At 66.8% G+C, this 24,140-nt stretch carries 18 protein-coding genes and 2 riboswitches; of the genes, 9 read left to right on the forward strand and 9 right to left on the reverse strand.

What is annotated here, in order from left to right; all coding sequences use genetic code 11:
• Nucleotides 1-26: 26 nt before the first annotated feature.
• Together typA and AADH62_RS11950 are read right to left on the reverse strand one after the other, a co-directional pair.
• Nucleotides 27-1,940, reverse strand: coding sequence for a translational GTPase TypA (typA, locus tag AADH62_RS11945; RefSeq protein WP_341579652.1), 1,914 nt, complete (start codon nt 1,938-1,940; stop codon nt 27-29).
• Nucleotides 1,941-2,038: 98 nt separating this feature from the next.
• A complete protein-coding gene (locus AADH62_RS11950) occupies nt 2,039-3,766 on the reverse strand; it encodes an ABC transporter ATP-binding protein (RefSeq protein WP_341579653.1) in 1,728 nt (575 codons plus the stop codon).
• A gap of 31 nt (nt 3,767-3,797) precedes the next feature.
• Here AADH62_RS11950 and AADH62_RS11955 point away from each other — a divergent pair, with 31 nt between their 5' ends.
• Entirely contained in the window at nt 3,798-4,406 is a 609-nt protein-coding gene (locus AADH62_RS11955; RefSeq protein WP_341579654.1) for a PH domain-containing protein, read from the forward strand.
• A gap of 8 nt (nt 4,407-4,414) precedes the next feature.
• On the opposite strand, the gene AADH62_RS11960 is transcribed toward AADH62_RS11955, so the two are convergent.
• The 3 genes from AADH62_RS11960 to AADH62_RS11970 all read right to left on the reverse strand — a co-directional run bounded on the left by AADH62_RS11960 (nt 4,415) and on the right by AADH62_RS11970 (nt 9,127).
• Complete coding sequence (locus AADH62_RS11960) at nt 4,415-5,620, reverse strand: ABC transporter permease (RefSeq protein WP_341579655.1); 1,206 nt, start codon at nt 5,618-5,620, stop codon at nt 4,415-4,417.
• Between the two features lies 1 nt (nt 5,621).
• A complete protein-coding gene (locus AADH62_RS11965) occupies nt 5,622-7,139 on the reverse strand; it encodes an ABC transporter permease (protein ID WP_341579656.1) in 1,518 nt (505 codons plus the stop codon).
• A gap of 155 nt (nt 7,140-7,294) precedes the next feature.
• On the reverse strand, nt 7,295-9,127 hold the full coding sequence (locus AADH62_RS11970) for an ABC transporter family substrate-binding protein (protein WP_341579657.1): 1,833 nt from the start codon (nt 9,125-9,127) through the stop codon (nt 7,295-7,297).
• 136 nt (nt 9,128-9,263) lie between these two features.
• Between AADH62_RS11970 and AADH62_RS11975 the strand changes: the two genes are divergently transcribed.
• Together AADH62_RS11975 and AADH62_RS11980 are read left to right on the forward strand one after the other, a co-directional pair.
• Nucleotides 9,264-10,103 carry a CPBP family intramembrane glutamic endopeptidase gene (locus tag AADH62_RS11975; RefSeq protein ID WP_341579658.1) on the forward strand — a complete coding sequence of 280 codons (840 nt, stop codon included), beginning with the start codon at nt 9,264-9,266 and terminating at the stop codon, nt 10,101-10,103.
• 573 nt (nt 10,104-10,676) lie between these two features.
• Nucleotides 10,677-11,318 carry a hypothetical protein gene (locus AADH62_RS11980; protein ID WP_341579659.1) on the forward strand — a complete coding sequence of 214 codons (642 nt, stop codon included), beginning with the start codon at nt 10,677-10,679 and terminating at the stop codon, nt 11,316-11,318.
• Between the two features lie 80 nt (nt 11,319-11,398).
• Here the strand turns inward: AADH62_RS11980 and gcvP are convergent, their stop codons facing one another.
• The 4 genes from gcvP to AADH62_RS12000 all read right to left on the reverse strand — a co-directional run bounded on the left by gcvP (nt 11,399) and on the right by AADH62_RS12000 (nt 17,432).
• Nucleotides 11,399-14,314, reverse strand: a complete 2,916-nt coding sequence (gcvP, locus tag AADH62_RS11985) for an aminomethyl-transferring glycine dehydrogenase (RefSeq protein WP_341579660.1) — start codon at nt 14,312-14,314, stop codon at nt 11,399-11,401.
• On the reverse strand, nt 14,311-14,694 hold the full coding sequence (gcvH, locus tag AADH62_RS11990) for a glycine cleavage system protein GcvH (protein ID WP_341579661.1): 384 nt from the start codon (nt 14,692-14,694) through the stop codon (nt 14,311-14,313). Before gcvH ends, gcvP begins: the two co-directional genes overlap by 4 nt.
• A complete protein-coding gene (locus AADH62_RS11995) occupies nt 14,691-15,926 on the reverse strand; it encodes a glycine cleavage system aminomethyltransferase GcvT (RefSeq protein WP_341579662.1) in 1,236 nt (411 codons plus the stop codon). The genes gcvH and AADH62_RS11995 overlap by 4 nt, the downstream gene beginning before the upstream one ends.
• Nucleotides 15,927-15,974: 48 nt before the next feature.
• A riboswitch (glycine riboswitch) is annotated at nt 15,975-16,089 on the reverse strand.
• Nucleotide 16,090: 1 nt separating this feature from the next.
• Nucleotides 16,091-16,182: riboswitch (glycine riboswitch) on the reverse strand.
• A 65-nt stretch (nt 16,183-16,247) separates the two neighbouring features.
• Entirely contained in the window at nt 16,248-17,432 is a 1,185-nt protein-coding gene (locus AADH62_RS12000; protein WP_341579663.1) for a MarP family serine protease, read from the reverse strand.
• Nucleotides 17,433-17,545: 113 nt separating this feature from the next.
• Here AADH62_RS12000 and AADH62_RS12005 point away from each other — a divergent pair, with 113 nt between their 5' ends.
• Genes AADH62_RS12005 through AADH62_RS12030 form a run of 6 tightly spaced genes read left to right on the forward strand, consistent with a single transcriptional unit; the run spans nt 17,546 to nt 24,131 of the window.
• Entirely contained in the window at nt 17,546-18,331 is a 786-nt protein-coding gene (locus tag AADH62_RS12005; RefSeq protein WP_341579664.1) for an NUDIX hydrolase, read from the forward strand.
• Nucleotides 18,328-19,677 (forward strand): quinolinate synthase NadA, encoded by a 1,350-nt coding sequence (gene nadA / locus AADH62_RS12010; protein ID WP_341579665.1) that lies wholly within the window; start codon nt 18,328-18,330, stop codon nt 19,675-19,677. Before AADH62_RS12005 ends, nadA begins: the two co-directional genes overlap by 4 nt.
• Nucleotides 19,674-21,233 carry an L-aspartate oxidase gene (nadB, locus tag AADH62_RS12015; protein WP_341579666.1) on the forward strand — a complete coding sequence of 520 codons (1,560 nt, stop codon included), beginning with the start codon at nt 19,674-19,676 and terminating at the stop codon, nt 21,231-21,233. The genes nadA and nadB overlap by 4 nt, the downstream gene beginning before the upstream one ends.
• Entirely contained in the window at nt 21,233-22,102 is an 870-nt protein-coding gene (nadC, locus tag AADH62_RS12020; RefSeq protein ID WP_341579667.1) for a carboxylating nicotinate-nucleotide diphosphorylase, read from the forward strand. Before nadB ends, nadC begins: the two co-directional genes overlap by 1 nt.
• Nucleotides 22,099-23,241, forward strand: a complete 1,143-nt coding sequence (locus AADH62_RS12025) for a cysteine desulfurase family protein (protein WP_341579668.1) — start codon at nt 22,099-22,101, stop codon at nt 23,239-23,241. Before nadC ends, AADH62_RS12025 begins: the two co-directional genes overlap by 4 nt.
• On the forward strand, nt 23,238-24,131 hold the full coding sequence (locus AADH62_RS12030; protein WP_341579669.1) for a glycosyltransferase family 2 protein: 894 nt from the start codon (nt 23,238-23,240) through the stop codon (nt 24,129-24,131). Before AADH62_RS12025 ends, AADH62_RS12030 begins: the two co-directional genes overlap by 4 nt.
• The last annotated feature ends 9 nt before the right edge of the window (nt 24,132-24,140 follow it).

Genomic DNA, 24,140 nt, shown 5'->3' on the forward strand with positions numbered 1-24,140 from the left:
GCCTTGCCGCGCCTGGAGCACGAAGGTCAGGCGTTGGCGTCCTGACGCTTCAGACGGGATGCAGCGCGGCCACGCTCGGTCTGATCGAGGATCACCTTGCGGATCCGCACCTTCTCGGGAGTGACTTCGACACACTCGTCTTCGCGCGCGAACTCGAGGCTCTCCTCGAGGGAGAGCTGTCGCGGCGGCGTGAGCCTCTCCAGCTCGTCAGCCGTCGAGGAACGCATGTTCGTGAGCTTCTTCTCTTTCGTGATGTTCACGTCCATGTCATCGGCTCGCGTGTTCTCGCCGACAACCATGCCCTCGTAGACCTCTTCGGTGGGCTGCACGAAAAAGCTCATGCGCTCCTGCAGCGCCATCATGGCGAACGGGGTAACGACACCCGCGCGGTCGGCGACGATCGAACCGTTCTGGCGCGCGACGATCTGTCCTGCCCAGTCGTCGTATCCGTGCGAGATCGCGTTGGCGATCCCGGTGCCGCGGGTGATCGAGAGGAACTCAGTGCGGAAGCCGATGAGTCCGCGCGAAGGGACGACGAACTCCATCCGCACCCAGCCGGTACCGTGGTTGACCATCGTCTCCATTCGACCCTTGCGCGCGGCAAGAAGCTGCGTGATAGCACCGAGGTACTCCTCGGGAGCGTCGATCGTGAGGTGCTCGAAGGGTTCCTGCGTCTGCCCGTTCGGCCCCTTGCGGGTGACGACCTGAGGCTTGCCGACGGTGAGCTCGAAGCCCTCGCGGCGCATGTTCTCGACGAGGATGGCGAGGGCCAACTCTCCGCGGCCCTGCACCTCCCAGGCATCCGGCCGCCCGATGTCGACGACCTTGATCGAGACGTTGCCGATGAGTTCTCGGTCGAGGCGATCCTTCACCATGCGGGCCGTCACGTTGTGACCCTTGACCTTGCCGACAAGCGGCGAGGTGTTCGTGCCGATCGTCATCGAGATGGCGGGGTCATCGACCGTGATGGCCGGCAGCGGACGCACGTCCTCGGGGTCGGCGATCGTCTCACCGATCGTGATCTCCTCGATCCCGGCGATCGCGACGATGTCACCGGGGCCGGCCGACTCGGCGGGATAGCGCTCGAGCGCGCGGGTCTTGAGTAGTTCGGTGACCCGGGCGTTCGAGTGGGATCCGTCGTGACGCACCCAGGCCACAGTCTGGCCCTTCTTCAGGGTGCCGTTGAAGACACGAAGGAGCGCGAGACGACCGAGGAACGGGCTCGAATCGAGGTTTGTCACCCACGCCTGCAGCGGCGCTTCGTCGTCATATGACGGCGCCGGAACGTGCTCGAGGATCGCTTCGAACAGCGGCTCGAGGTCGTCGTTGTCGGGAAGCGATCCGTTTGCAGGACGGTTGCGTGACGCTGCGCCGGCTCGCCCCGAGGCATAGACGACGGGAACGTCGAGCAGGGCATCGACGTCGAGATCCGGGACATCCTCCTGCAGATCCGAGGCAAGGCCCAGCAGCAGGTCGTGCGATTCCTCCTCGACCTCGGCGATGCGGGCATCCGGCCGGTCGGTCTTGTTGACGAGCAGGATGACGGGAAGCTTCGCCTCCAGCGCCTTGCGCAACACGAAGCGGGTCTGCGGGAGCGGCCCCTCCGAGGCATCCACGAGCAGCACGACGCCGTCCACCATCGACAGGCCGCGCTCAACCTCTCCCCCGAAGTCCGCGTGCCCGGGAGTGTCGATCACATTGATCGTCACGGGAACCTCGGTGTGAGCACCGTTGTAGGTGATCGCCGTGTTCTTCGCGAGGATCGTGATGCCCTTTTCGCGTTCGAGGTCGTTCGAGTCCATCGCGCGCTCTTCGACGTGCGCGTGTTCCCCGAACGAGCCGGTCTGGCGCAGCATCGCATCCACGAGCGTGGTCTTGCCGTGGTCGACGTGCGCGACGATCGCGACGTTTCGGAGGTCCGAACGGAGGGCATGCGCCATGAGGGAGTCCTTGCGGGTGGGGAGGCGGCCGGGATGCCGGCGCCTTCCAGGATATCTCAGGACCGCTTGCAGGCCGCTGAGCGGAGCGTTGTCCCGCTTTAGGCGGACTTCTGCTCTGCCAGGAGGGCAGCCCGCGCCTCGCGACGCTGCCGCTGCTCAGCGGGATCCGGAACGGGCACAGCCGCGATGAGGCGCTTGGTGTAATCATCCTGCGGATTGCGCAGAATCTGCTCCTTCGTACCCTGCTCGACGATCTTCCCGAAGTGCATCACCGAAATGCGATGCGAGAGGATGTCCACGACGGCAAGGTCGTGGCTGATGAAAAGGCACGCGAACTTGAGCTCCTGCTGCAGCTCCTGGAGCAGCTCGAGGAATCGGGCCTGGACAGAAACATCCAGCGCGGAAGTGGGTTCATCCGCCACCAGAAGGTCGGGGGCGAGCGCGAGAGCTCGCGCGATGCCCACGCGCTGCTTCTGCCCTCCCGACAGCTCGTGTGGGAAGCGGTTGCGATACGAGGTCGGGAGTTCGACTTGGTCGAGCAGAGTCTCCACTCGCCTGTCGAGTGCCTTGCCCTTCGCCTCTCCCGCCAGGAACAGCGGCTCGCCAATCGACTGACCAATGGGCATCCGGGGGTTCAGCGAAGATGACGGGTCCTGGAAGACAATGCCGGTGCGTCTGCGGATTGAGAAGAGATCCTTCGCGCTCGCGTCAGAAATGTCGACGCCCACCGCTGTGAGCTTGCCCTCGGCGATAGGAAGAAGTCCGACGGCGGCGCGACCAAGCGTCGTCTTTCCCGATCCGGACTCTCCGACCAGCCCCATGATCTCGCCGGGGTAAACCGCAAGGTCAATGTTCTCCGCGGCGCGGAAGGCGGGAATCCTGCCCCGTTTGGGGTACTCGATGGAAACATCCTCGAAGTGGAGCACGGGCTGGGCGCCCCCGTGCGAGGTGTCTGCTCCGGCTGGGCGCTCATCAACCTGAGCGGGCGAACTCGACTCGACCGCGTTGTGGATTCCCAAGTGCGGAACGGCACTCAGAAGCGCCTGGGTATACGGGTGCGTCGGCTCCGTGAAGATCTGCTCTACCGTCCCCGACTCGACAACAACGCCGTCCTTCATGACCATGATCCGGTCGGCGAGGTCCGCGACGACCCCCATATCGTGGGTGATGAGGATGATTGCCGAATCGAGGCGCTTGTGGAGGTTTCGCAGCAGGTCGAGAATCTCGGCCTGCACGGTGACATCGAGAGCTGTCGTTGGTTCGTCGGCGATCAACAGGAGCGGATCGCACGAGATCGATTGAGCAATCATCGCTCGCTGCCGCTGACCGCCCGACAGCTGGTGGGGGTATTTGTGGAACGCCTCCTCGGCCCGGGGCATCTCCACCATGCGAAGGAGCTCGATCGCCCGCTCCTTCGCATCGTTAGGCGAGAGCGTCCGATCGTGTGACCGCAATGCCTCGGTGATCTGGAAGCCGACCGTATAGACAGGGTTCAGGGCCGTCATCGGCTCCTGGAAGATGACGGCGATCTCGTTCCCACGGAGCGAACGCAGTTCTGCCGGGTCGGCGCCGCGCAGTTCCCGGTCTTGCAGCTTGATCGAGCCGGTTACCCGAGCGTTCTCCGGGAGCAGGCCGAGCAAGGCCATCGAGGACGTGCTCTTTCCCGAGCCGGACTCACCGACTATGGCCAGAACTTCGCCGCGATTCACGACGTAGTTCATGTCGATTGCCGCGGGGTAGAACTTCCCCTCGACCCAGAACTCGACGCCCAGGTGCGAGACTTCCAGGATCTTCTGCGCTGCCGTGCCCGGCGCTGACTCACTCATGGGAGAACTCCTGTCTGCAAAGCTTGATCTCATGCAGTCGATCGATGTGCACTACCGACCGCTCGGCGGCCGAATCCTTGCCGGCGCGACGGTCGCGATCGCCGGTCTGGGCATCGTGGCCATGACCATTCAGAACCCGCTCGACGGACTGCGCTACGGGTGGCCGCTGCTCTTTGTCGCCGTGCTGGCTGTCGTGCTGTTCTGGCGACCGAGCCTGACGGTCCAAGACCACGGCGTGACGGTCACCAACCCCTTCCGCACCGCCTTCATATCCTGGCCCTCGATCCAGAGCATCGATACGCGCTGGTCGCTGCGCGTTACTACCGCTCAGCGAGCGATCACGGTGTGGGCCGCTCCCGCACCGAGCCGGCACCGATCGGCGGGTCTGTCCCGGAGCGACTTCGCCGGAGTGGGTCAGAGCGCTCAAGGACCACACGCGAGCCTGCGACCCAGCGACGCGATCTCGACGCCCAGCGGCAACCTGGCCCAGGTGATACGCGGACGCTGGGAGGAGCTTCGCGACCGCGGCGCGTTGGACGCTGGCGCCGATCCGGGCGCCGACTGGCACACCGTCAACGTACCGGCGATCGCTACGTTGCTCGTGCTGGCTCTGGCGTCGGTCCTGGGCGCTTTCGTATAAGGCCAAACTCATCGTTCGGGATCCAGTGGCGAGTGCTGGCCGTCGCCCGGTTCTTCCGGACGAGCATCGTGATAGTTCACGACATCCCCCGTGTACACGGCCTCGCCAGCAACTGTCACGGAAGGGGCGTCCGTGGACGCTGTAGTGTCGACATCCACCGGGGCATGACCGGATGCCTTCGCCGCCCGTGCCATCGCCCGCTCACTCGGCATCTTCTTCTGACGCGGGTCGAAGGCATCGCGGAGCCCGTCACCGATGAAGTTGACGCACAGAGCGATCGCGATGATGAAGATGCCGGGCCACCAGAACAGCCACGGTCGGGTAGAGAACGCGGCCTGGTTGTCGGAGACGATCTTGCCCAGCGACGTGTCAGGGGCCTGCACGCCGAAGCCCAAATAGCTCAGCGCGGACTCGAGCAGGATCGCTCCCGCCATCAGCAGGGTCGCGTTGACCACGATCACCCCGACGGCGTTGGGGAGGATGTGACGGAAGATGATGCGGCGATCGCGGGCGCCCGACACTCTCGCGGCATCGACGAATTCCCGCTCGCGTAGGGTGAGGAACTCACCCCGAACGAGCCGCGCCATCGTCGTCCACGCGAACAACCCGATGACCACACCCAGGACTGCGGCACCGAGGCTGCCGAACGCGTGACCGAGCACCGAACCGATCACGATCAGGGGGATGGTGATCACGACGTCGGTGAACCGCATCAGAACGGCGTCCGTTGCCTTGCCGTAGTACCCCGAGACCGCGCCGATGACGACGCCAATGAAGGATGCCACGACCCCCGCGATGACCATGACCATGATCGACTGCTGAGCGCCGCGCATGACGACGGCGAAGATGTCGCGGCCGACCTCGTCTTGCCCAAACGGGTGGTTGCCGAACGTGATGCCTGCGCCGCCGAGGAACTCGGGTAGCAGGCTCAGCGTGGGTTGTCCGCCGTTCTCGATCGGCGGGATCTGATCCCACGTGTACTGCCACCATCCGGGAATTCGCAGGCCCCAGAGGGTCACGCCAACCGAGGTGAACGCCAAGACGATGATGAACCCGAGAACGAACATGGCCACGAGAGCCGCCCGATGCCGGAAGAAGCGGCGTCGGACGATCTGGCCCTGGCTCAGACCTTCTGTTTCACGCTGCTCGATGGAGGTCTCCGTGCCGCGGTCGATCGCGGCGTCGGATGCCGGAGAGGTCGTGTCCTGGGCCATCTCAACTCACCTTGATTCTCGGGTCGAGGGCTGCGTAGACGAGGTCGGCTATGAGGTTGAAGACCACGGCAAGAGAGCCAGCCACAATGAAGAAGGCCATGACGGGGTTGGGGTCGGAGACCCGCAGCGCATCGACGAAGAGGCGGCCCATGCCGACCCACCCGAAGACCGTCTCGGTGATCACCGCCCCACCGACGATCGCGCCGACATCGAACGCGATGATCGTGGTGATGGGAATAAGCGCGTTACGGAACGCGTGACGCACGACGACCGTACGCTCGGTGAGACCCTTCGCGCGCGCAGTGCGGATATAGTCCTGGTTCATGACCTCGAGCAAGCTCGCACGCGAGTATCGCGTGTAGCTGGCGAACGAGATGAGGATGATCGCGATCGTTGGAAGCAGCAGGTGCGTGAACAGGTCGATTCCCTGCACCCAGAAGTTGCCACCGAGCCCCGGGGTCGAGGCGCCGACAGTGGCAATCGGACGACCGTTGACCCGATCCGAGTTCGTGTAGGCGTTCCAATACGACATGTACTTGTCGAGCGCCAGCAATCCAGCGGTGAGCACGCCGACGATGATGGCGGTGCGGATGACAGGACCGCGATCGTTGCCTCCGAAGAGCCATCCGATCGCGCCACTAACGACGATGGTGAGGGCAGCGAGTCCTAGGAACAGCGGAAGTGTCATCCCGCTCAGTAGGTAGTACATCATCGGGAAGTAGAGCGCGATGGCAATGACGACGACGACAAGCGAGGCGTAGAGCGCGCGGCGGTTTCGCAAACCGGTTGAGATCGCCGTCACCGCTACCGCAATGCCGACGCTAAGAATCACGAAGACGACGATCCCGATGCTCGGGTCGGCGAACCACCTCGTAGCCGAGAGGTAAACGAGCACTCCAGCAGTGGCAACAGTCCCGATCGCGAAGACGAGAAGGCGCTTACGTAGCGAACCACCCAGCAGCGACATCCAGACGACCCCGGAGAGGAGTGCGCCGATGACGATGACGGGTGCGGCTATGGCGGGGTCCGCGAGCCAGTTGTTCATCTGGATAGCGCCGTATTGCTTGAGCAGTACCGCGACCCAGAAGATCGGGAGCGAAAAGAAAAGGAACGCGACGAGAGTGACGCCGTAGTCGAATCCGCTGTACTGACGCAGTGCAGAGACGATACCCACCGCGAGTCCAAGAATGATCGCCACGACGGTCGCGGTCGTCACGAGCGTGATGGTCGAGGTGAGCGCGTTGGCCAACAGTGCGTTGACCGACTGGTTCTGGATGCTGATGCCGAAGTCGCCACGCAGAACTGCCCCCAACCACAAGAAGTACCGCAGCGGCGCGGGGACGTCGAGGTTCAGCAGCTTGATGCGTGCATCGATCAGCTCCTGCTTGTTCGGCGCGTTCGACGTCCGCAGCTCGTCGAGCGGATCTCCCGCGAGCGAAACGAGCATGTACATCAAGAACGTCGCCGCGAGGAGGACGAACACCGACGCGATAAGGCGTCGAACGATGAATGAAGCCATGAAGAGGGCGGCCTACCTATCCGAGGGTCGGCGAGTTGCGGGATCTTCCGTCTCGCCCGGCGCGATTGCGCAGAAGTCTAACGTGCGAGGGTGCAGGTCCCGGTAGGACCTGCACCCTCTGTGGGAGGCGCCGCTGTCCGGCGCCTCCCTGGCGGTCAACCCTCGGTCGACTCGCCGCTTGTCACTGTCCAGTCCCAGGCGTTCCAGAAGATCGTCGGGGCAAGAATGGACGGATCGACTCCCTGGACGCGGTCGCTGTATGCGGTCACGCTCGGGAACTGGAAGATGGTGACGCCGTAGAAGTCCTCCCACAGCAGCTTGTCCATCTCCTGGAGCATCGTGATCTGCTCGGCCTTATCGAACGTGACGTTCAGCTGTGCGACCAGATCATCAACCTGAGCGTTCGAGTAGAAGTTCAGGTTGTTGATTCCGCCAGTCTGGAACGTCGGCAGCGAGTTGGTAACGCCGAGGCTCGTCGACTGCCACCCGAACAGGGATGCGTCGTAGGCACCCGGGGTACCGAGCAGGCCGCCCCACTCAGTCGAACCGCAGTCCGTGACGTTGAAGCCAGCCTGGTTTGCCGACTGCTGGATGAGCGCGAACTCGTTGACACGACGCGGGTTGTTCGCTGCGTACAGGATGCAGACGTCCGTGTTGGTCACACCCGACTCAGCGAGGAGAGCCTTTGCGCCTTCGATGTCAACCTGCTCGTAGTCCAGCGAGGTGTTGTTGGCCACCGACTCGTCGTAGCCCTCAGCACCGGGAACGAACAGCTGCGAGTTACGCAGAATCGCGTCATCACCGATGATCGGCTTGATCAGCGTGTCCACGATCTCCTGGCGGGGGATCGTCTTCATGAACGCCTCGCGGGCGAGGGGGTTGGAGAAGATGTTCTCGGGGTTGCGGCCGTTCTCGAACTGAAGGTCGACGTGCTCGTAGGTGCCCTCGAGACCGGTGAGGACAGTGACTCCGTCGAGACCGTCGAGAGCCGTCTTGATGTCAGCTGTCGCCTGGGGCGAGATAATGTCGACTTCACCGTTCTGCAGGGCCTGAACAGCAGCCAGCGGGTCGGGGATGAAGCGGATCGTGATCTCTTCAATGGTCGGCTTGTTCTCGCCCGTGTACTCGGGGTTCGCCTTCAGAGTGATGTACTGATCGGCAACGAAGTCCGTGATCATGTACGGACCGCTCGCGGTGACGAGCTCTGTGTCCGAGGGCATCGACGTGAAGTTGAAGCCGGAGTTCCAGAAGGACGAGATCGGCGCGAGGGCAGCCGCGTCATCGTTCTGGATCGCGTCGAGCACTGCCTGCTTGGCCTCGGCGTTGTCGGTGATGCCCAGCGCGTTCTTGGCGACCACGTGCGCGGGCAGCGGGGACGAGAACGACAGCTCCCAGTCGACGAACGGAGCGTCGTAGACCATCGTGATGGAGCGGCCGTCTTCGCTGACCTCGGGGGTCTGGCTGACCAGGCCGAGACCGGCATCCGGAGTCGCACCCGAGTCGAAGTAGACGACGTCCGTCGGAAACGCGTCGGTGAACTCACCCGTCTCGGGGTCGGTGAAGTCAGCCGGGTCGAAGTCCGGCGTGTCGAGCGCACGTGAGAGCGCGGCCCAGTTCAGCAAGAGGTCGGCAGCGTCCACGGCGGTCCCGTCGGACCACTTCACACCCTCGTTGATCGTGTAGGTGACCGTCAGCGGGTCTTCGCTCACGAGCTCATAGGTGCCGAACGAGGTGTTTTTCACCAGGGCGGGGGTGTTGTCGTAGTAGTTGAAGCCGTCCAACACCAAGTAGTTGATGTTGTTGTTCGCGGTGGCGTTGCCGTACGAGGTAAAGCCGTTCATCGAGTAGAACGCCTGGTTCCACGCGACCGAGATCGCCGAACCCTCGATGAGCCCGGAATCGTCCTCGGCGCTCGGGGTGCAGCCCGAGATCACCAGAGCGCCGACGCCGGCAATGGCTGCCGCCGTCAAGAAGCGCGAGATCTTCACATTTCCTCCTGTGCAAGGGGTTATGTGCCGGGGCACGATCGACCCCGGCACGGATGGAAAAACCCTAAGCGCGGGCTGTGAGTTGTTCAAAACCTGAGGCCGAAAAGTTACATACCCTTAACTCGGCGGGAGTTGCATGTGGCAATCTGACAAGGTGCACCCCCGGAAGCGGCATCCCGTTGTGAGCGAAGTGCTGAACGTTTCGCGGGTTGAGGGGCAAACACGTACGCGGCTGACGTGGGAGCTGTGGATCGTCCTGGCGATCACCGTCGGTCAGTCGGCGCTGTACAGCATCCTGTCGTTCACGCGCTCGCTCATCCGTGCCGCTCAAGAAAACCAGACTCTCGCGCAGCAGCAGACCCAGCTGAATCCGAACCGGGACGCCGAGGCGCTGTGGAACGCGCTGTACCAGTTCCTCAGCATCTTCTTCGGGTTGGCGCTGGTGGCGTTGGTGATTTACCTGCTCTGGGAGCCGGGGTCCAACGCCCTGAGGCGGATCGGCCTGGACTTCTCGCGGTTCGGTGGCGATCTCGGGCGTGCGCTCCTGCTCGGCGCCGTGATCGGCATCCCGGGCCTTGCCCTCTACGTCGCAGGCCGTGCGCTCGGGATCACGCTTCAGGTGAGCGCCTCGCCGCTGGATGCCGCGTGGTGGACAGTTCCGCTGCTGATGCTGGCAGCGCTGCGCGCTGGGCTGACCGAGGAGGTCATCTTTCTCGGGTATCTGTTCGATCGCCTCCGCCGGTTCGGCTGGAACTGGTGGGCGATCATCCTGACGACCGCCGGTCTTCGCGCCGCCTATCACGCCTACCAGGGCTTCGGTGCGATCATCGGTAACTTCGCGATGGGCGTCGTCTTCGGCTGGTGCTACCGCCGGTGGGGTCGGGTCATGCCGCTCGTGATCGCCCACACCCTTATCGATATCGTGGCCTTCGTCGGCTACCCCCTCGCGGTGACCCTCTTTCCCGGCGTCTTCTAGCCCCCCCCCCCCGCTCGATCACCCTCTTCCGCCCCCTCGCGCGGCGCGAGACTGCAACGTGCCCATCAGGCAGCCCTCACGACCACACGTCTCGCGGGCACGTTGCAGTCTCACGACCTTGTTGGCGCTCGCATCGACCGTTCCTCCCCTGCGCACACGGCGGCTCACAAATCCGCAGCGTGCAAATACGCGGAGTAAGGGACCCGGGGATGCAGTGATCGTGAGTCAATGCCGACTCACCGACGGAACCCGCAACCTGCTCCCGTGCCGCTGCTGATGAGCCGGGAGCGGCATGATCTGACCCGCGCCGTGCGGCAGGGGCAACTGCATCATGTCCGGCGAGGTGTCTTCGCACCAGCTGAGGAGTGGCGCGAGCTCTCGCCGTGGGACCGGTATCTCGCTCGCGTTCATGCGGTTGCGCGGCTACGACCCGACACGGTGTTCAGTCACGAATCGGCTTGTGCACTGCTTGGCCTGCCCGTCTTTGGAGACCCTCTTCTTGTCCATGCAACGACTGGACCCGGGGGGACGTCACGCGTGTCATCCGGCGTCCGGGTTCATGCCCATTACCGGATGCCTGACGTCGTTGAGATCGACGGTCTGCTGGTGGTTAACGAGCTGGACACGGTGGTGAGTCTGGCGCGCTCACGACCGGAGGTATGCGCGCTTGTGGTCGCCGATGCAGCGCTCCGCCTGAACCCGGATCTCACCGTGGACGCTCTGCTGAACGAGAACGAGTCACGCGAGAGCTCGCGCGGGCGGCGGCGAGCGCGATGGCCGCTCTCGAGAGCGGTGCGGGATGCAGAGTCGCCGTTGGAGTCCGTGAGCCGCGCCGCCGTCGAGTGGCTCGGCTTCGCCGCCCCTCAACTGCAGGTGTGGTTCGGGCAGGACCGCTGCGACATGTGGTGGGAGTCGACGCACACGGTCGGCGAAGCGGATGGCGAGTTGAAGTACGACGGGTCACTTGGCGATCCCGTCACTGCTCTCCGCGCGCGAGCGGATCGTGACGCCCGCCTTCGACGCGAAGCCCGTGCTATCGCTCATTGGGGATGGTCTGATGTCGTTCACTTCGACCGACTCCGCGGCATCCTGATCGAAGCTGGCGTTCCACGAGTAGCGCCCGCCGACGGTACACAGCTAATGCTGATGCAACGCTCGCTGCGGCGCGCCGGCCGAGCGCGCGAAGCTGCAGCTGCCCCGCGAGAAAGCACCTGAGTTCGGCCCTCTCGCGGGCACGTTGCAGTCTCGCGCGCGAGTCGTTTGGGCGGTGCGGGCAGGGGACGGACGAGAGGGGGCTAGGCGAAGGCGGCGGGGGGCGGGCAGGCGCAGACGAGGTTGCGGTCGCCGTAGGCCTGGTCGATGCGGCGCACCGGGGGCCAATACTTCGAGCGCACCAGGGAACGAACCGGATAGACCGCACGCTCGCGCGAATACGGATGCTGCCAGTCGCCGACCGCGATGGCCTCGGCCGTGTGCGGCGCATTCACGAGCGGGTTGTCGCCAGCAGGCCACTCCCCCGCAGCGACAGCATCGGCTTCGGCCTTGATCGCGATCATCGCCTCGATGAACCGCTCGAGCTCACCGAGATCCTCGGACTCGGTCGGCTCGACCATGAGCGTCCCCGCGACCGGGAACGACATCGTCGGCGCGTGGAATCCGTAGTCGATGAGGCGCTTGGCCACGTCATCCACCGTGATGCCGGTGGCCTCCCGCAGCGGCCGGAGATCCAGGATGCACTCGTGCGCGACCAGCCCGTTCTCGCCCGCGTAGAGCACCGGGTAGTGCTCGCGCAGGCGGGCTGCGATGTAGTTCGCCGCCAAGACCGCGCTGCCGGTGGCCTGGCGCAGGCCGTCAGCTCCCATCATCCGCACGTATGCCCATGAGATCGGCAGGATGGATGCCGAACCGTACGGCGCACCCGAGATCGGCCCCCCGGCGAACACCGCGCCCTCGGCATCCACGAGCGACGGATGCCGGTCCCGCTGTGCCATCGGATGCGAGGGCAGGAACGGCGTGAGGTGCGCCTTGGCCGCCACAGGACCGACACCCGGACCGCCGCCGCCGTGCGGGATCGCGAACGTCTTGTGCAGGTTCAGGTGCGACACATCGCCACCGAGATCGCCGAGGCGCGCGTAGCCGACGAGTGCGTTGAGGTTCGCCCCGTCGATGTAGACCTGGCCGCCTGCCTCGTGCACCGCGGTGGTGATCGCCAGTACCTCGTGCTCGTACACGCCGTGCGTCGAGGGATACGTGATCATGAGGGCGGCGAGCGCCTCGGCATGCTCGGCGATCTTGGCGCGCAGATCGTCGAGGTCGACATTTCCGGCCTCATCACAGGCGACGACCACGACCCGCATCCCGGCGAGCACAGCGGATGCCGCGTTCGTGCCGTGCGCGGACGAGGGAATGAGGCATACGGTGCGCTGCTCGTCGCCTCGGGAGCGGTGGTAGCCGCGGATCGCGAGCAGGCCCGCGAGCTCGCCCTGGGACCCCGCGTTCGGCTGCATCGAGACGGCGTCGTAGCCGGTGACCTCAGCCAGCCACACTTCGAGCTGATCGATCAGCTCGAGATATCCCTCGACATCGGATGCCGGAGCAAACGGATGCATCCGCGCGAACTCCGGCCACGAGACTGCCGCCATCTCGGTAGCGGCGTTGAGCTTCATCGTGCACGAACCCAGCGGAATCATGCCGCGATCAAGCGCGTAGTCGCGGTCGGCGAGCGTCTTCAGGTATCGCATCATGGCTGTCTCAGACCGGTGCGCGTGGAACACCTCGTGAGCGAGGTAGGCGTCAGTGCGGCGGAGCGGCTCGGGGTACATGCGCACCCCGGCCAGCGAAGTGAAGGCCGAGCCGGCGAGAGAGTCCGCCGCTGTCTCCACCCCGTGGACCTCGCCCGCAGCACCGAACGCCGCGAGCAGATCCGCCTCGATCGACGGATCGGCAGCGCTGACCTCATCGATCGAGATCCCGACCGTGGTCTCATCCACGCGTCGCAGCAGGATGCCGAGCCCCGCCGCCGCTGAGGCAACGGCGGCGGCATCCGCGACCCGCACCTGGATCGTGTCGAAGAAGTGTTCCGTCAGCACCTCGACGCCGCGCGCACGAAGCGATCCGACGACCAGGGCCGTCTTCGCGTGCACGCCCTGAGCGATCCGCTTCAGCCCCTCGGGCCCGTGATAAACGGCATACATCGCCGCCATGACGGCCAACAGCACCTGGGCGGTGCAGATGTTCGAGGTCGCCTTCTCGCGACGGATGTGCTGCTCACGCGTCTGCAGCGACAGCCGGTACGCGGGGCGACCGTCGGCATCCACCGACACGCCGACCAGGCGCCCCGGCAGCTGCCGTTCGAGCCCTGCCCGGACCGCGAGGTATCCGGCGTGGGGTCCGCCGAAGCCCATCGGCACACCGAAACGCTGTGTCGTCCCGACAGCCACGTCGGCGCCGAGTGAGCCGGGCGAGCGCAGCAGCGTGAGGGCGAGAAGGTCGGCGGCGACCACGGCAAGTCCGCCGTGGTCGTGGATCGCCGCGATGACCTCGCTCGGATCCCAGACTCGGCCCGCCGCCCCGGGGTACTGGATGAAGCCACCGAAAGCCTCGGGAACGGCCTCGGGCTCATCGAAGGACACGACCCGGACCTCGATCCCCAGCGCCTCGGCGCGGTGACGCAGCAGCGCGATGGTCTGCGGCAGCGTATCGGCATCCACGAGGAACACAGACGAGGCGCTCTTCGACGCGCGGCGCGCCAGCAGCATGCCCTCGACGACGGCAGTCGATTCGTCCAGCATCGAGGCGCCGGCGGTCGCCATGCCGGTGAGATCGGTCACCATCGTCTGGAAGGTGATGAGCGCCTCGAGCCGGCCCTGCGAGATCTCGGGCTGGTAGGGCGTGTAGGCGGTGTACCACGACGGATTCTCGAAGACATTCCGCGCGATGACAGCGGGCGTGACCGTGTCGTAGTAGCCGAGGCCGATCAGCGAGCGCGAGACGCGATTGCGGGACGCGAGTTCCCGCAGCTCCCCCAGCGCCTCGGCTTCTGTCGCGGCGAGCGGAATGCGCGAGCCCTCCCGCGCAGCGGCATGAATGGATGCCGGAACTGCAGCCCCGACGAGAGCATCGACGCTCTCGTAGCCGAGCGCGTCGAGCATGGTGCGCTGGGCGGCGGCGTCGGTTCCGATGTGGCGCTCGGCGAAAGATCCGACGATCATGCAGCGCCGCCGGTCAGGGCGACGTAGGAGTCACGGTCCAAGAGCGCATCGATGTCGGCGGGCGTGACCTTGAGCTTCATGAGCCAGCCCGCACCGAACGGGTCGGAGTTCACGACCGAGGGGTCATCGACTGCCTCATGGTTGACGGCGAGGACCTCCCCCTCAACGGGCGCGAAAAGCTCACCGACCGACTTGGTCGACTCGATCTCGCCACAGACCTGGCCGGCTGACACGCCGTCGCCGACGCCCGGCAGCTCGAGGAAGACGACATCACCGAGCTTGTCGGCCGCGTAATCGGTGATCCCGATCACCGCTTCATCGCCTTCCAGGCGCAGCCACTCGTGCTCGGCGGTGTACTTCAGGGTCGTCAGGTCGGTCATGTCGTCCTCCGGTAAAAGGGCAGGGTCGTTACGGATGCAGGGATGAGGGTGCCGCGCACGTCGATCGCCAGTTCGGTGCCGGGTGCGGAAACAGCGGGATCGACGTAGGCCAGAGCGATCGGATGCCCGAGGGTCGGGCTCAGCGCGCCGGAGGTGACCTCGCCGACGGCAGGGGCGCCGTCGGCCGCGGGATCGACGACCGCATACCCGGCGCGGCCGGCGCGACGGCCGCCGGACACGAGCCCGACGAGCACGCGATTGTCGGCATCCGAGGCTTGCGGAGCCCGCTTGCCCACGAAGTCCGGTTTGCCGTCGGCGACGCTGCGCGCGAGCCCCGCCTGGGCGGGAGTCGTCTCGATCGAGAGCTCGTGACCGTAGAGCGGCATGCCAGCCTCGAGCCGCAGCGTGTCGCGAGCCGCAAGACCCGCGGGAACGAGCCCCAGCGGCGCTCCCGCGGCCAGCAGCGCGTCCCAGAGCGCTCCCGCCGCGCGATGAGGCACGAGCATTTCGAAACCGTCCTCGCCGGTGTAGCCGGTACGGGCGATGAAGAGCGGGTCCCCCTCGAAAGAGCCGGCAGCCCAGGCGTAATAGCCAAGGTCCGCGAGCGCGGGCGAAACGCCTTCTATGCCGGATGTTGCCGTCACGATCTCCTGCGCCGAGGGGCCCTGCACAGCAACGAGGGCGAACTGATCGGTCACGTCCTCGATCTGTGCAGTACCGGAGACGCCCGGGATGACCGCGAAGGACGTGACGCCGCCGTCGCTCCTCGGCTCCGTGAGGAAGGATGCCGCCACCAGCGCCCGCGTGGCCCGCAGCGCGAACGCGTCGGCCACGGCATCCCGGTTGCCGGCGTTGGCGATGACGAGGTAGCGATCCTCGGTGATGCGATAGACGATGACGTCGTCGACAATGCCGCCGTCTTCGGTGAGCACGAGCGAGTACTTCGCCTTGCCGATCCGCATGCCCGAGTGATCGCCCGAGAGCGCGTAATCGAGGAATGCGCCGCTAGGCTCTCCCGTGACGAGGAACTCGGCCATGTGCGAGATGTCGAACAGGCCCGCAGCCTGCCGCACCGCGTGGTGCTCAGCGAGGTCGGATGCATAGCGCACCGGCATCTGCCAGCCGCCGAAGTCCGTGAACGCTGCCCCGAGCGCGACGTGTCGATCGTGGAGCGGCGAGCGTCTCGGCTCGGCCGGCACGGGTGCGGTATCTGGTGGAGCGGGGTGTGACATGAGTTCTCCCGGTCGTCGGACGGGGGACGCCGTTCGGCGCCCGTGAACTCCCCCTCTGTCTGTGGCCTGAGAGTTTCGCGCGGCGTCCGAGTGAACCGGATGCTGTGCTTTCACCGTCGGCGGCCGCCACCCGATGCATGGGTGATGACGCTTTCCAGAGTGGCCGGACGTGCGCGGTACGCGGACCTGAGAGATTGGCGGGGAGGCTTGCTCCTTCGGTGCCCGGTGTGACCCGGGGCTCTCCCGCACCCGTCATGTGGCCGGATCTTCAGTTGCGCGGCCAGCATATCCCAGCGCCCGGGTCCCGCCAGCCGACGCGCCTCAGGGCGTGCAGGAACCCGTCGATACCGGCTCGACCAGAGCGGGCGCCTGATCGGCCAACGGCGCGAGCACGCCCGAGGTCACGGCGTACCCGACATCCGTCCCGTCGTCGGCGCGGGCGAACACCACCCCCGCCGCCGCCCCGCCAGCCGTGAGCAGGGGGCCCCCGGAATTTCCCGGTGCGACACGGGCATCGAGCGCGTAGATCTCGCGGCTCACGGTGGCGGTGTCGTAGATGTCGGGGACCTGCGCGGTGCCCACCGACCGCACCGACGCCTGCCCCAGGGTGAACGGGCCGCCGTAGGGGTAGCCGGCAACTGCGGCGGTGTCCCCTGCGCGCAGCGGCGCGACGACGGGCAGTGCGGCGACGTCCTCGGTTTCCACGGCGATGACGGCGAGATCTTGGTCGGGGTCGAACCAGACGACACGGCCTGCCTGCGCGATGCGACCCGGCAGTTCGACGACGATCTGCTCCATTCCGGCAACGACGTGCGCGTTCGTGACGACGCGATCATCGGAGATGACGAAACCCGATCCCGTCATGCCACGCGAGCATGAGTATGCGGTTCCCGAGATGCGTGCCACCGACTGGGCAGCTGCACTCAGGGCGGGGTCATCCAGCGCGACCGGCGGGGCTGTCGGTGCTGTGGCGGGAAGATCCAGCAGGGTCCCCATCCGGGGCAGGGCGTCGACGAAGACCGTCTGCCGCAACTGCGCCAGGGCGGCGCTCACCGGTGGCGGTGTCAGCGCATCGATCGTGGCGAGCACCCGCGACGACGAGGTGGCTGCCGAGACCAGCGGCACGCCCGAGACGGCGGCACTGTGGGCGACGAGCGACAGCGACAGCGCGGTGGCGACGACGGCGACTGCACCGCCCAGCAGGCGGTCGATCACGTGAAGACGCAATTTCTCGGCTCCGCGCCTCAGCACGCTGCCAACCGCACCGCCAGCAATCGCACCACCAACGAGCAGAGCGACGACAGCCGCGATGAGCACCGGCCCGCGCCACTCCGATTCGGGAAGCAGCGGTGCGACGATCGGAAGCAGCCACCAGACCGCCACTCCGCCCACAGCAAGACCCACCGCTGATCCGAGGATCGCCAGCACGCCGCTCGCGAGTCCCCACGCGAGCGCACCGAGCAGCAGGATCACGACGAGAACGTCGGTGAGGATGCCCAGGACCACGCATCCAGTCTGTCGACCGCTCTCTTGACCAACCTGGGGGTTTTCTTCCAACCCGCCCGAGTTGCGGTTCTGGTCATTCTGACTCTAAGATCGAACCCGCAGTTAGAGTCACCATGACACAAACCATCCTCGCCCCCAACGCGCCGCGCGCAGCATCCACCGATGCCATCCGCGTCGCGGTGTCGACCGTCATTTTCACGGTCCGCCGCGACCCCGGCGACGGGTCGGGGCGCCTCATGATGCCGCTCGTGCGTCGAACCCGCGAACCCTATGAGTGCCTGTGGGCACTGCCCGGGGGGTGGCTCGACGCAGGGGAAGGCCTGGATGCCGCGGCCTCGCGCACCCTCGCCGAAACGACGGGTCTGACGCCGAGCTACCTGGAACAGCTGTACGCGTTCGGGGACGTCGAGCGCTCCCCCACCCGCGTCGTGTCGATTGTCTACTGGGCACTCCTGCGCGCCGACGACGTGGACGCCCAGCGCGCTGCGCACGAGGCAGCGGGCGATGCTCCCGAGAACGTCGCCTGGTTCGATGCGAATGCGCCGGGCACCCTCGCCTTCGATCACAACGAGATCGTGTCGTACGCCCTGTGGCGGCTGCGCAACAAGGTCGGCTACAGCCGCATCGCCCACGGCCTGCTCTCGGACCTGTTCACGCTGGCCGATCTTCGTGAGGTCTACGAGGCGATCCTCGATCGGCGCCTCGATCCCGCGAACTTCCGGCGTCAGGTCGAAAACTCCGGAAACCTCATCCCGACCGACCGGTTCCGCACCGGCAGCCATCGTCCCGCCCGCCTGTACCGCTACAACCAGGATGTCGAACTCGCTGACCGGGGCCCGCTGAGCGCCGTGCGGCCCGGCGGCATCCGCACCTCCTCGCCCGAATCGAGCACCTCATGACAGCTGTCAACATCGCCCTCGCCCCGCGCCCCATCGATCCGTCGGTCGACCACGAGATCCACGGCATCGTCTCGGGGTCGCTGCAGGGTGAGACCTGCAACACCGACCTCGTCGAGGCTCCCTGGCTCTTCGACACGGTGCCGGGCTACGGGCCCGGAGCTTCCGAGGGCGACGTCATCCCGACCGGTGCACCCCGCCAGGGTGAGCTACCGCGGGAGTACCGCGAGGCCACGGAGGCAGAGCTCGACGCCCGAATCATCGCGGCCAAGCAGACTCTCGGCGATCGCGCGGTCGTGCTGGGCCACTTCTACCAGCGCGAAGAGGTCGTGCGGCACGCCGATTACGTGGGCGATTCGTTCCAGCTCGCCAACGCCGCGAAAGCACGCACTGACGCCGAGGCCATCGTGTTCTGCGGCGTGCACTTCATGGCTGAGACCGCAGACCTGCTCTCCGGACCCGATCAGGCGGTCATCCTGCCCAACCTCGCCGCCGGATGCTCAATGGCCGACATGGCCTCGATCGACGAGGTCGAGCAGGCCTGGGAAGAGCTCGCCGACGTCTACGGCGATCTCGATACTCCGGATGCCGAGGGCCTGCTGCCAGTCATCCCGGTGACGTACATGAACTCCTCGGCGGCGATCAAGGGGTTCGTGGGCCGCCATCACGGCATCGTCTGCACATCGTCGAACGCGCGGACCGTGCTGGAGTGGGCTTTCGAGCGGGGCCGGCGCGTGCTGTTCTTCCCCGATCAGCACCTCGGGCGCAACACCGCGAAGGCCATGGGAGTGCCGCTCGAGCAGATGCCGATGTGGAACCCTCGCAAGCCCCTTGGCGGCAACGACGACACGACCCTGGATGCCGCGCGCGTCATCCTGTGGCACGGGTTCTGCTCGGTTCACCGCCGTTTCTCGGTCGCTCAGATCGACAAGGCGCGCGCCGAGCACCCGGGGGTCCGCGTCATCGTCCACCCGGAGTGCCCCATGGAGGTTGTAGACGCCGCTGACGAGGCGGGGTCGACCGATTACATCCGTAAGGCGATCGAGGCCGCGACCGAGCCGACGACCTTCGCGATCGGCACCGAGGTGAACCTCGTGCAGCGGCTCGCCGCCGAGCATCCGCAGCACAAGATCTTCTGCCTCGACCCCGTCGTGTGCCCGTGCTCGACGATGTACCGCATCCACCCCGGGTACCTTGCCTGGGTGCTGGAGTCGCTCGTTGCAGGCGACGTCGTCAACCGCATCACGGTTCCCGCCGACGTCGCCGACCCCGCCCGCGTCGCCCTCGAGCGGATGCTGGCAGCCAAGCCCCCGGCAGCCCCGGCTGCCGCCTGGGAGCAGGCGTCATGACCAACGCAGCGCGCGTGATCGTCGTCGGCAGCGGGATCGCGGGCCTCACTGTTGCGCTTCACGCTGCAGCAAACGGATGCCGTGTGACAGTGGTCACCAAGGACGTCCTGGAGCACGCCAACACGCGCTACGCGCAGGGCGGCATCGCCGGAGTCATGTTCCCCGATGACCGGGTCGAAGACCACATCCACGACACCCTGGTCGCCGGCGCCGGGCTCGGCGATGAGGCAGCGGTGCGGGTGCTCGCGACAGAGGGGCCGGAGCGGATCCGGGAGCTTGTCGCGCTCGGCGTCGCGTTCGATCGCGACGAGCACGGTGAGTTCCGAAAGGGCCTCGAGGCCGCGCACTCCTACCCCCGCATCCTGCACTCGGGCGGCGACGCTACCGGAACCGAGATCGAACGGGCGCTCGTCGCCGCCGTCCGCGCGACTGCGGCGACGGTCATCGAGCACGCGTTCCTCGTCGACCTCATCGTCGAGGAGGGTCGGGTGCGCGGCATCCGGATCCTGCGCGACGCCCGAGGCGACCACACCGGAACGCCCGACGAGCTGCGGGCCGATGCCGTTGTCCTGGCAACGGGAGGCATCGGCGAGCTGTTCGCGCACTCGACGAATCCCGCGGTAGCGACCGGCGATGGGATCGCTGCGGCGATTCGAGCGGGAGCCGCCGTCGCTGATCTCGAGTTCGTGCAGTTCCACCCGACGGTCCTCGCGGCCGGTGACGCGTTCCTGGTCTCCGAGGCCGTGCGCGGCGAGGGCGCGACGCTCATCGACGAGGACGGTCACCGCTTCGTCTTCGACGACCACCCCGATGGAGAGCTCGCGCCGCGGGATGTCGTCGCCCGCGCGATAGCCCGGGTCATGAGGCAACAGGACGGCCGCCCCGTGCTGCTGGATGCCACCGCCATTCCCGCGACTGACACCGATGCCCGCGCGGCATGGCTGCATGAACGGTTCCCGACGATCGACGCCGCGATGCGTGAGCGAGGCCTGGATTGGGCTCGCATTCCCGTGCCGGTGACGCCAGCCGCCCACTACCTCATGGGTGGCATCGTCACCGACCTCGAGGGGCGCTCCTCGCTCCCCGGCCTCTATGCCGTCGGCGAGGCGGCCCGCACCGGAGTCCACGGGGCGAATCGGCTGGCCTCGAACTCACTCCTGGAAGGCGCCGTGTTCGGTGCCCGCGCCGGGGATGCGATCGCAACGGATGCCGCCTCCGGCCTGTGGCCAGCCGAAGCCCACGACGACATCAACCTCGTTCCGCCGGTGGGCGTGACGGGAAGCCCGGCAGCCCCGGCCCCGACCTTCTCACGCGCTGCTCTTCAGGACCTCATGTGGGAGAACGCGTCGCTGGTGCGAGACGAAGAGGGGCTCGCCCGTGCCGCCGGCGTCATCGACACCTGGCGAGCGCAGGAGCGCTCACCGCGGACCGAGCGCGACTACGAGAACGAGAATCTGCTGCTGGTCGCCGAGCACGTCGTGAGCGCCGCCCGGGCGCGAACGACCTCGGCCGGCGCCCACTTCCGCCGCGACGCCGAGCTGGCGACGGTGCGCTGATGCTGACCCGTGCCGAGATCGACCGGGTCGTGTCGGCGGCGCTGGTCGAAGACGCGCCGTGGGGCGACATTACGGCGGAGGCCTTCGTCCCGGCATCCGCCCGCGCCCGCGCAGAGCTCGTCGCGAGGGAGCCCGGGACCTTCAGCGGTGGAGAGGTCTTCGCTGCAGCCTTCGCGCTGACGGATGCCGCAATCACCGTGACCCTTCATCGCGCCGACGGTGAGACCTTCGAGGGGGGCGACGTGCTCGCCACCGTTGAAGGCCCCGCCCGCGGCGTTCTTACCGCCGAGCGGGTCGGACTCAACTTCGCCCAGCGGATGTCGGGAATCGCCACCCTCACCTCCCGCTATGTCGAGGCAGTTGCGGGAACCGGCGCACGAATTGCAGACACCCGCAAGACGACGCCGGGGCTGCGCGCGTTCGAGCGCCACGCGGTGCGCAGCGGCGGCGGCCACAACCATCGGCATTCCCTCTCGGATGCCGTGATGGTCAAAGACAACCACCTCGCGGTCCTGGCAGCTTCGGGTGCCTCCACCACGGAGGCGCTGCGCGCCGGAAAGTCGAGCCTTCCCCACACCATGCGCGTGGAGGTGGAGGTGGACCGGATCGAGCAGATCCCCGCAGTTCTCGCGGCTGAGGTCGACATCATCATGCTCGACAACTTCTCGCTCGATGAGCTTCGGGCGGGAGTGGAGCTGATCGCAGGCCGGGCCGTCGTCGAGGCATCCGGCGGTGTCTCGCTCGAGACCGTCGGGGCGATCGCAGCTACCGGTGTCGATGTGGTCTCGGTCGGAGCCCTGACGCACTCGGCCCCCGCGATCGATCTGGGTCTGGACATCAGTATCGAGTCGGGCGCCGGCGGGTCGTGAGCGTCAGCTACCTCGACAACGCCGCGACCACACCGGTGCGCCGCGAAGTACTGGAGGCGATGACTCCGTACCTCACGTCGCACTTCGGCAACCCGTCGAGCCACCACACGATCGGCGAGCAGGCAGCTCGAGCCCTGGCCGATGCCCGCGCGCGGGTCGCCGCCGTGCTCGGCATCCGGACCACCGACGTGATCTTCACCTCAGGTGCAACCGAGGCAAACAACCTCGCGATCAAGGGCGTCGCGATAGCAGCGCAGCAGCGGCGGGGCGCCCGGCACGTGGTGACCACCCCGATCGAGCACGAGTCTGTGCTCGCCTCTGTCGACTATCTGACGCGCATCCACGGGTTCGATGCGACGCTCGTGCCGGTCGACACGACGGGACGCGTCGATCCGGATGCCGTGGCCGCGGCCATCCGCGATGACACCGCGATCGTGAGCGTCGGCTACGCCAACAACGAGATCGGCACGGTTCAGGATGTCGCCGGTCTGGTCGCGGCCGTCAGCGGACGAGTGCCCCTACATCTGGATGCCGTCCAGGCGGCGGGATGGCTCCCTCTTCGCGGCCTCGGTGCCGACGCGCTCTCGATCGCCGGCCACAAGATCGGTGCACCCAAGGGCATCGGTGTGCTCGGCATCCGATCCCGCATCCCCCTGGAGCCCGTGCTGCACGGTGGCGGACAGGAGCGGGAGCGGCGTAGCGGCACCGAGAACGTCGCCGGAGCCGTGGGCCTCGCGCGCGCACTCGAGCTCGCGGATGCCGAACGCCTCGACGCTGCCAAGCGCGTGGCCGCGATGCGCGACGACCTGATCGCGGGAGTGCTCGAGCGGGTGCCGGTCGCGCGACTCACCGGGCATCCAACGTCCCGGCTTCCCGGGACGGCGAGTTTCACCTTCGCGGGAGTGAACGGCGAGACCGTGCTGCTCGAGCTCGAGCGGCGGGGAATGGTCACATCGAGCGGCTCGGCCTGCGCAGCCGGGAGCGAGGAGGCCTCGCACGTTCTGCTCGCTCTGGGTGTCGCACCGGACGAAGCCCGCACCGCAGTGCGCGTCACGCTCGGTCACCACGCCGTCGGCTCGGCCGCGCCGATCGTCGAGGCCATCGAGGCAGCTGTTGCCGCCGTAGGATCCGGGGTATGACCGACCCGGCGATCACCGTCATCGTTCCGGGTCTGGATGTCGCACCGTACGTGCCGGCAGCGCTCGATTCCCTTCGAAACCAGACCCGCCGCGACTGGCGTGCGATTCTCATCGACGACGGCTCCGCCGATGAGACCGGTGAGCTCTTCGAGCGCGCAGCCGCCCGCGATGAACGGTTCCGCGCCCTGAGGCTGCCCCGCACACGGGGACTGGGGGCGGCGAGGAACGCCGGACTGGACCTGGTCACCACGCCCTTCGTGGGGTTCCTTGACGCTGACGACGAGTTCACCCCGTCAGCGCTCGATCGCATGATCGGCACGCTGGAACGCACCGGGAGCGACTTCGTCATCGGCGCGTACACCCGGCTGCGACCCCAGCCAGACGGCACCTATCTCGACGGACCGATCCAGCCGTGGGTTGCCGCGGCGACGGCGCCAGAACGCCACCGGGTGACGCTGGACGAGCATCCGGCGGCGACGGGCAGCATCGTCGCGTGGGCGAAGGCGAGCCGGGCTCGGGTATGGGACGACCTCCGCTTTCCCGAGGGCCGGCTGTACGAGGACCAGGTCGTCGCACAGCGGATGCTCGTGTCGGCATCCGCCTTCGACACGATCCCCGATGTCGTCGTGCGGTGGCGGATGCGGCCCGACGGATCGTCGATCACCCAGCGTGAGGCCGAGCTTGCCGTGCTGCACGATTGCCTCGACGCGATGGCAGAAGGACTCGACGTACTCGCCGGCCACGCGGAGGCGCTCCGCGCGCGCATCGGCCTCATCCGTGACATGGACCTGCCACGTCTGCGTACAATCGCCGACAGCCACCCCGACCCTCGCTATCGCGAAGCGTTGGACGCTTTTGAGGCGCTCTTGGACGAGGGCCGCCGCAGCTGACGCCACCGC

The organism is Microbacterium schleiferi (genome assembly GCF_038150145.1).
In the GTDB taxonomy this organism is placed as follows: Bacteria; Actinomycetota; Actinomycetes; order Actinomycetales; family Microbacteriaceae; genus Microbacterium; species Microbacterium schleiferi_B.

What these genes read in the sequence shown, in the direction of transcription:
- typA (WP_341579652.1), bottom strand. Translation starts at nt 1,940, where the DNA reads ATGGCGCATGCCCTCCGTTCGGACCTCCGAAACGTCGCGATCGTCGCG.
- AADH62_RS11950 (WP_341579653.1), bottom strand. Translation starts at nt 3,766, where the DNA reads ATGAGTGAGTCAGCGCCGGGCACGGCAGCGCAGAAGATCCTGGAAGTC.
- AADH62_RS11955 (WP_341579654.1), top strand. Translation starts at nt 3,798, where the DNA reads ATGCAGTCGATCGATGTGCACTACCGACCGCTCGGCGGCCGAATCCTT.
- AADH62_RS11960 (WP_341579655.1), bottom strand. Translation starts at nt 5,620, where the DNA reads ATGGCCCAGGACACGACCTCTCCGGCATCCGACGCCGCGATCGACCGC.
- AADH62_RS11965 (WP_341579656.1), bottom strand. Translation starts at nt 7,139, where the DNA reads ATGGCTTCATTCATCGTTCGACGCCTTATCGCGTCGGTGTTCGTCCTC.
- AADH62_RS11975 (WP_341579658.1), top strand. Translation starts at nt 9,264, where the DNA reads ATGTGGCAATCTGACAAGGTGCACCCCCGGAAGCGGCATCCCGTTGTG.
- AADH62_RS11980 (WP_341579659.1), top strand. Translation starts at nt 10,677, where the DNA reads ATGCCTGACGTCGTTGAGATCGACGGTCTGCTGGTGGTTAACGAGCTG.
- gcvP (WP_341579660.1), bottom strand. Translation starts at nt 14,314, where the DNA reads ATGATCGTCGGATCTTTCGCCGAGCGCCACATCGGAACCGACGCCGCC.
- gcvH (WP_341579661.1), bottom strand. Translation starts at nt 14,694, where the DNA reads ATGACCGACCTGACGACCCTGAAGTACACCGCCGAGCACGAGTGGCTG.
- AADH62_RS11995 (WP_341579662.1), bottom strand. Translation starts at nt 15,926, where the DNA reads ATGTCACACCCCGCTCCACCAGATACCGCACCCGTGCCGGCCGAGCCG.
- AADH62_RS12005 (WP_341579664.1), top strand. Translation starts at nt 17,546, where the DNA reads ATGACACAAACCATCCTCGCCCCCAACGCGCCGCGCGCAGCATCCACC.
- nadA (WP_341579665.1), top strand. Translation starts at nt 18,328, where the DNA reads ATGACAGCTGTCAACATCGCCCTCGCCCCGCGCCCCATCGATCCGTCG.
- nadB (WP_341579666.1), top strand. Translation starts at nt 19,674, where the DNA reads ATGACCAACGCAGCGCGCGTGATCGTCGTCGGCAGCGGGATCGCGGGC.
- nadC (WP_341579667.1), top strand. Translation starts at nt 21,233, where the DNA reads ATGCTGACCCGTGCCGAGATCGACCGGGTCGTGTCGGCGGCGCTGGTC.
- AADH62_RS12030 (WP_341579669.1), top strand. Translation starts at nt 23,238, where the DNA reads ATGACCGACCCGGCGATCACCGTCATCGTTCCGGGTCTGGATGTCGCA.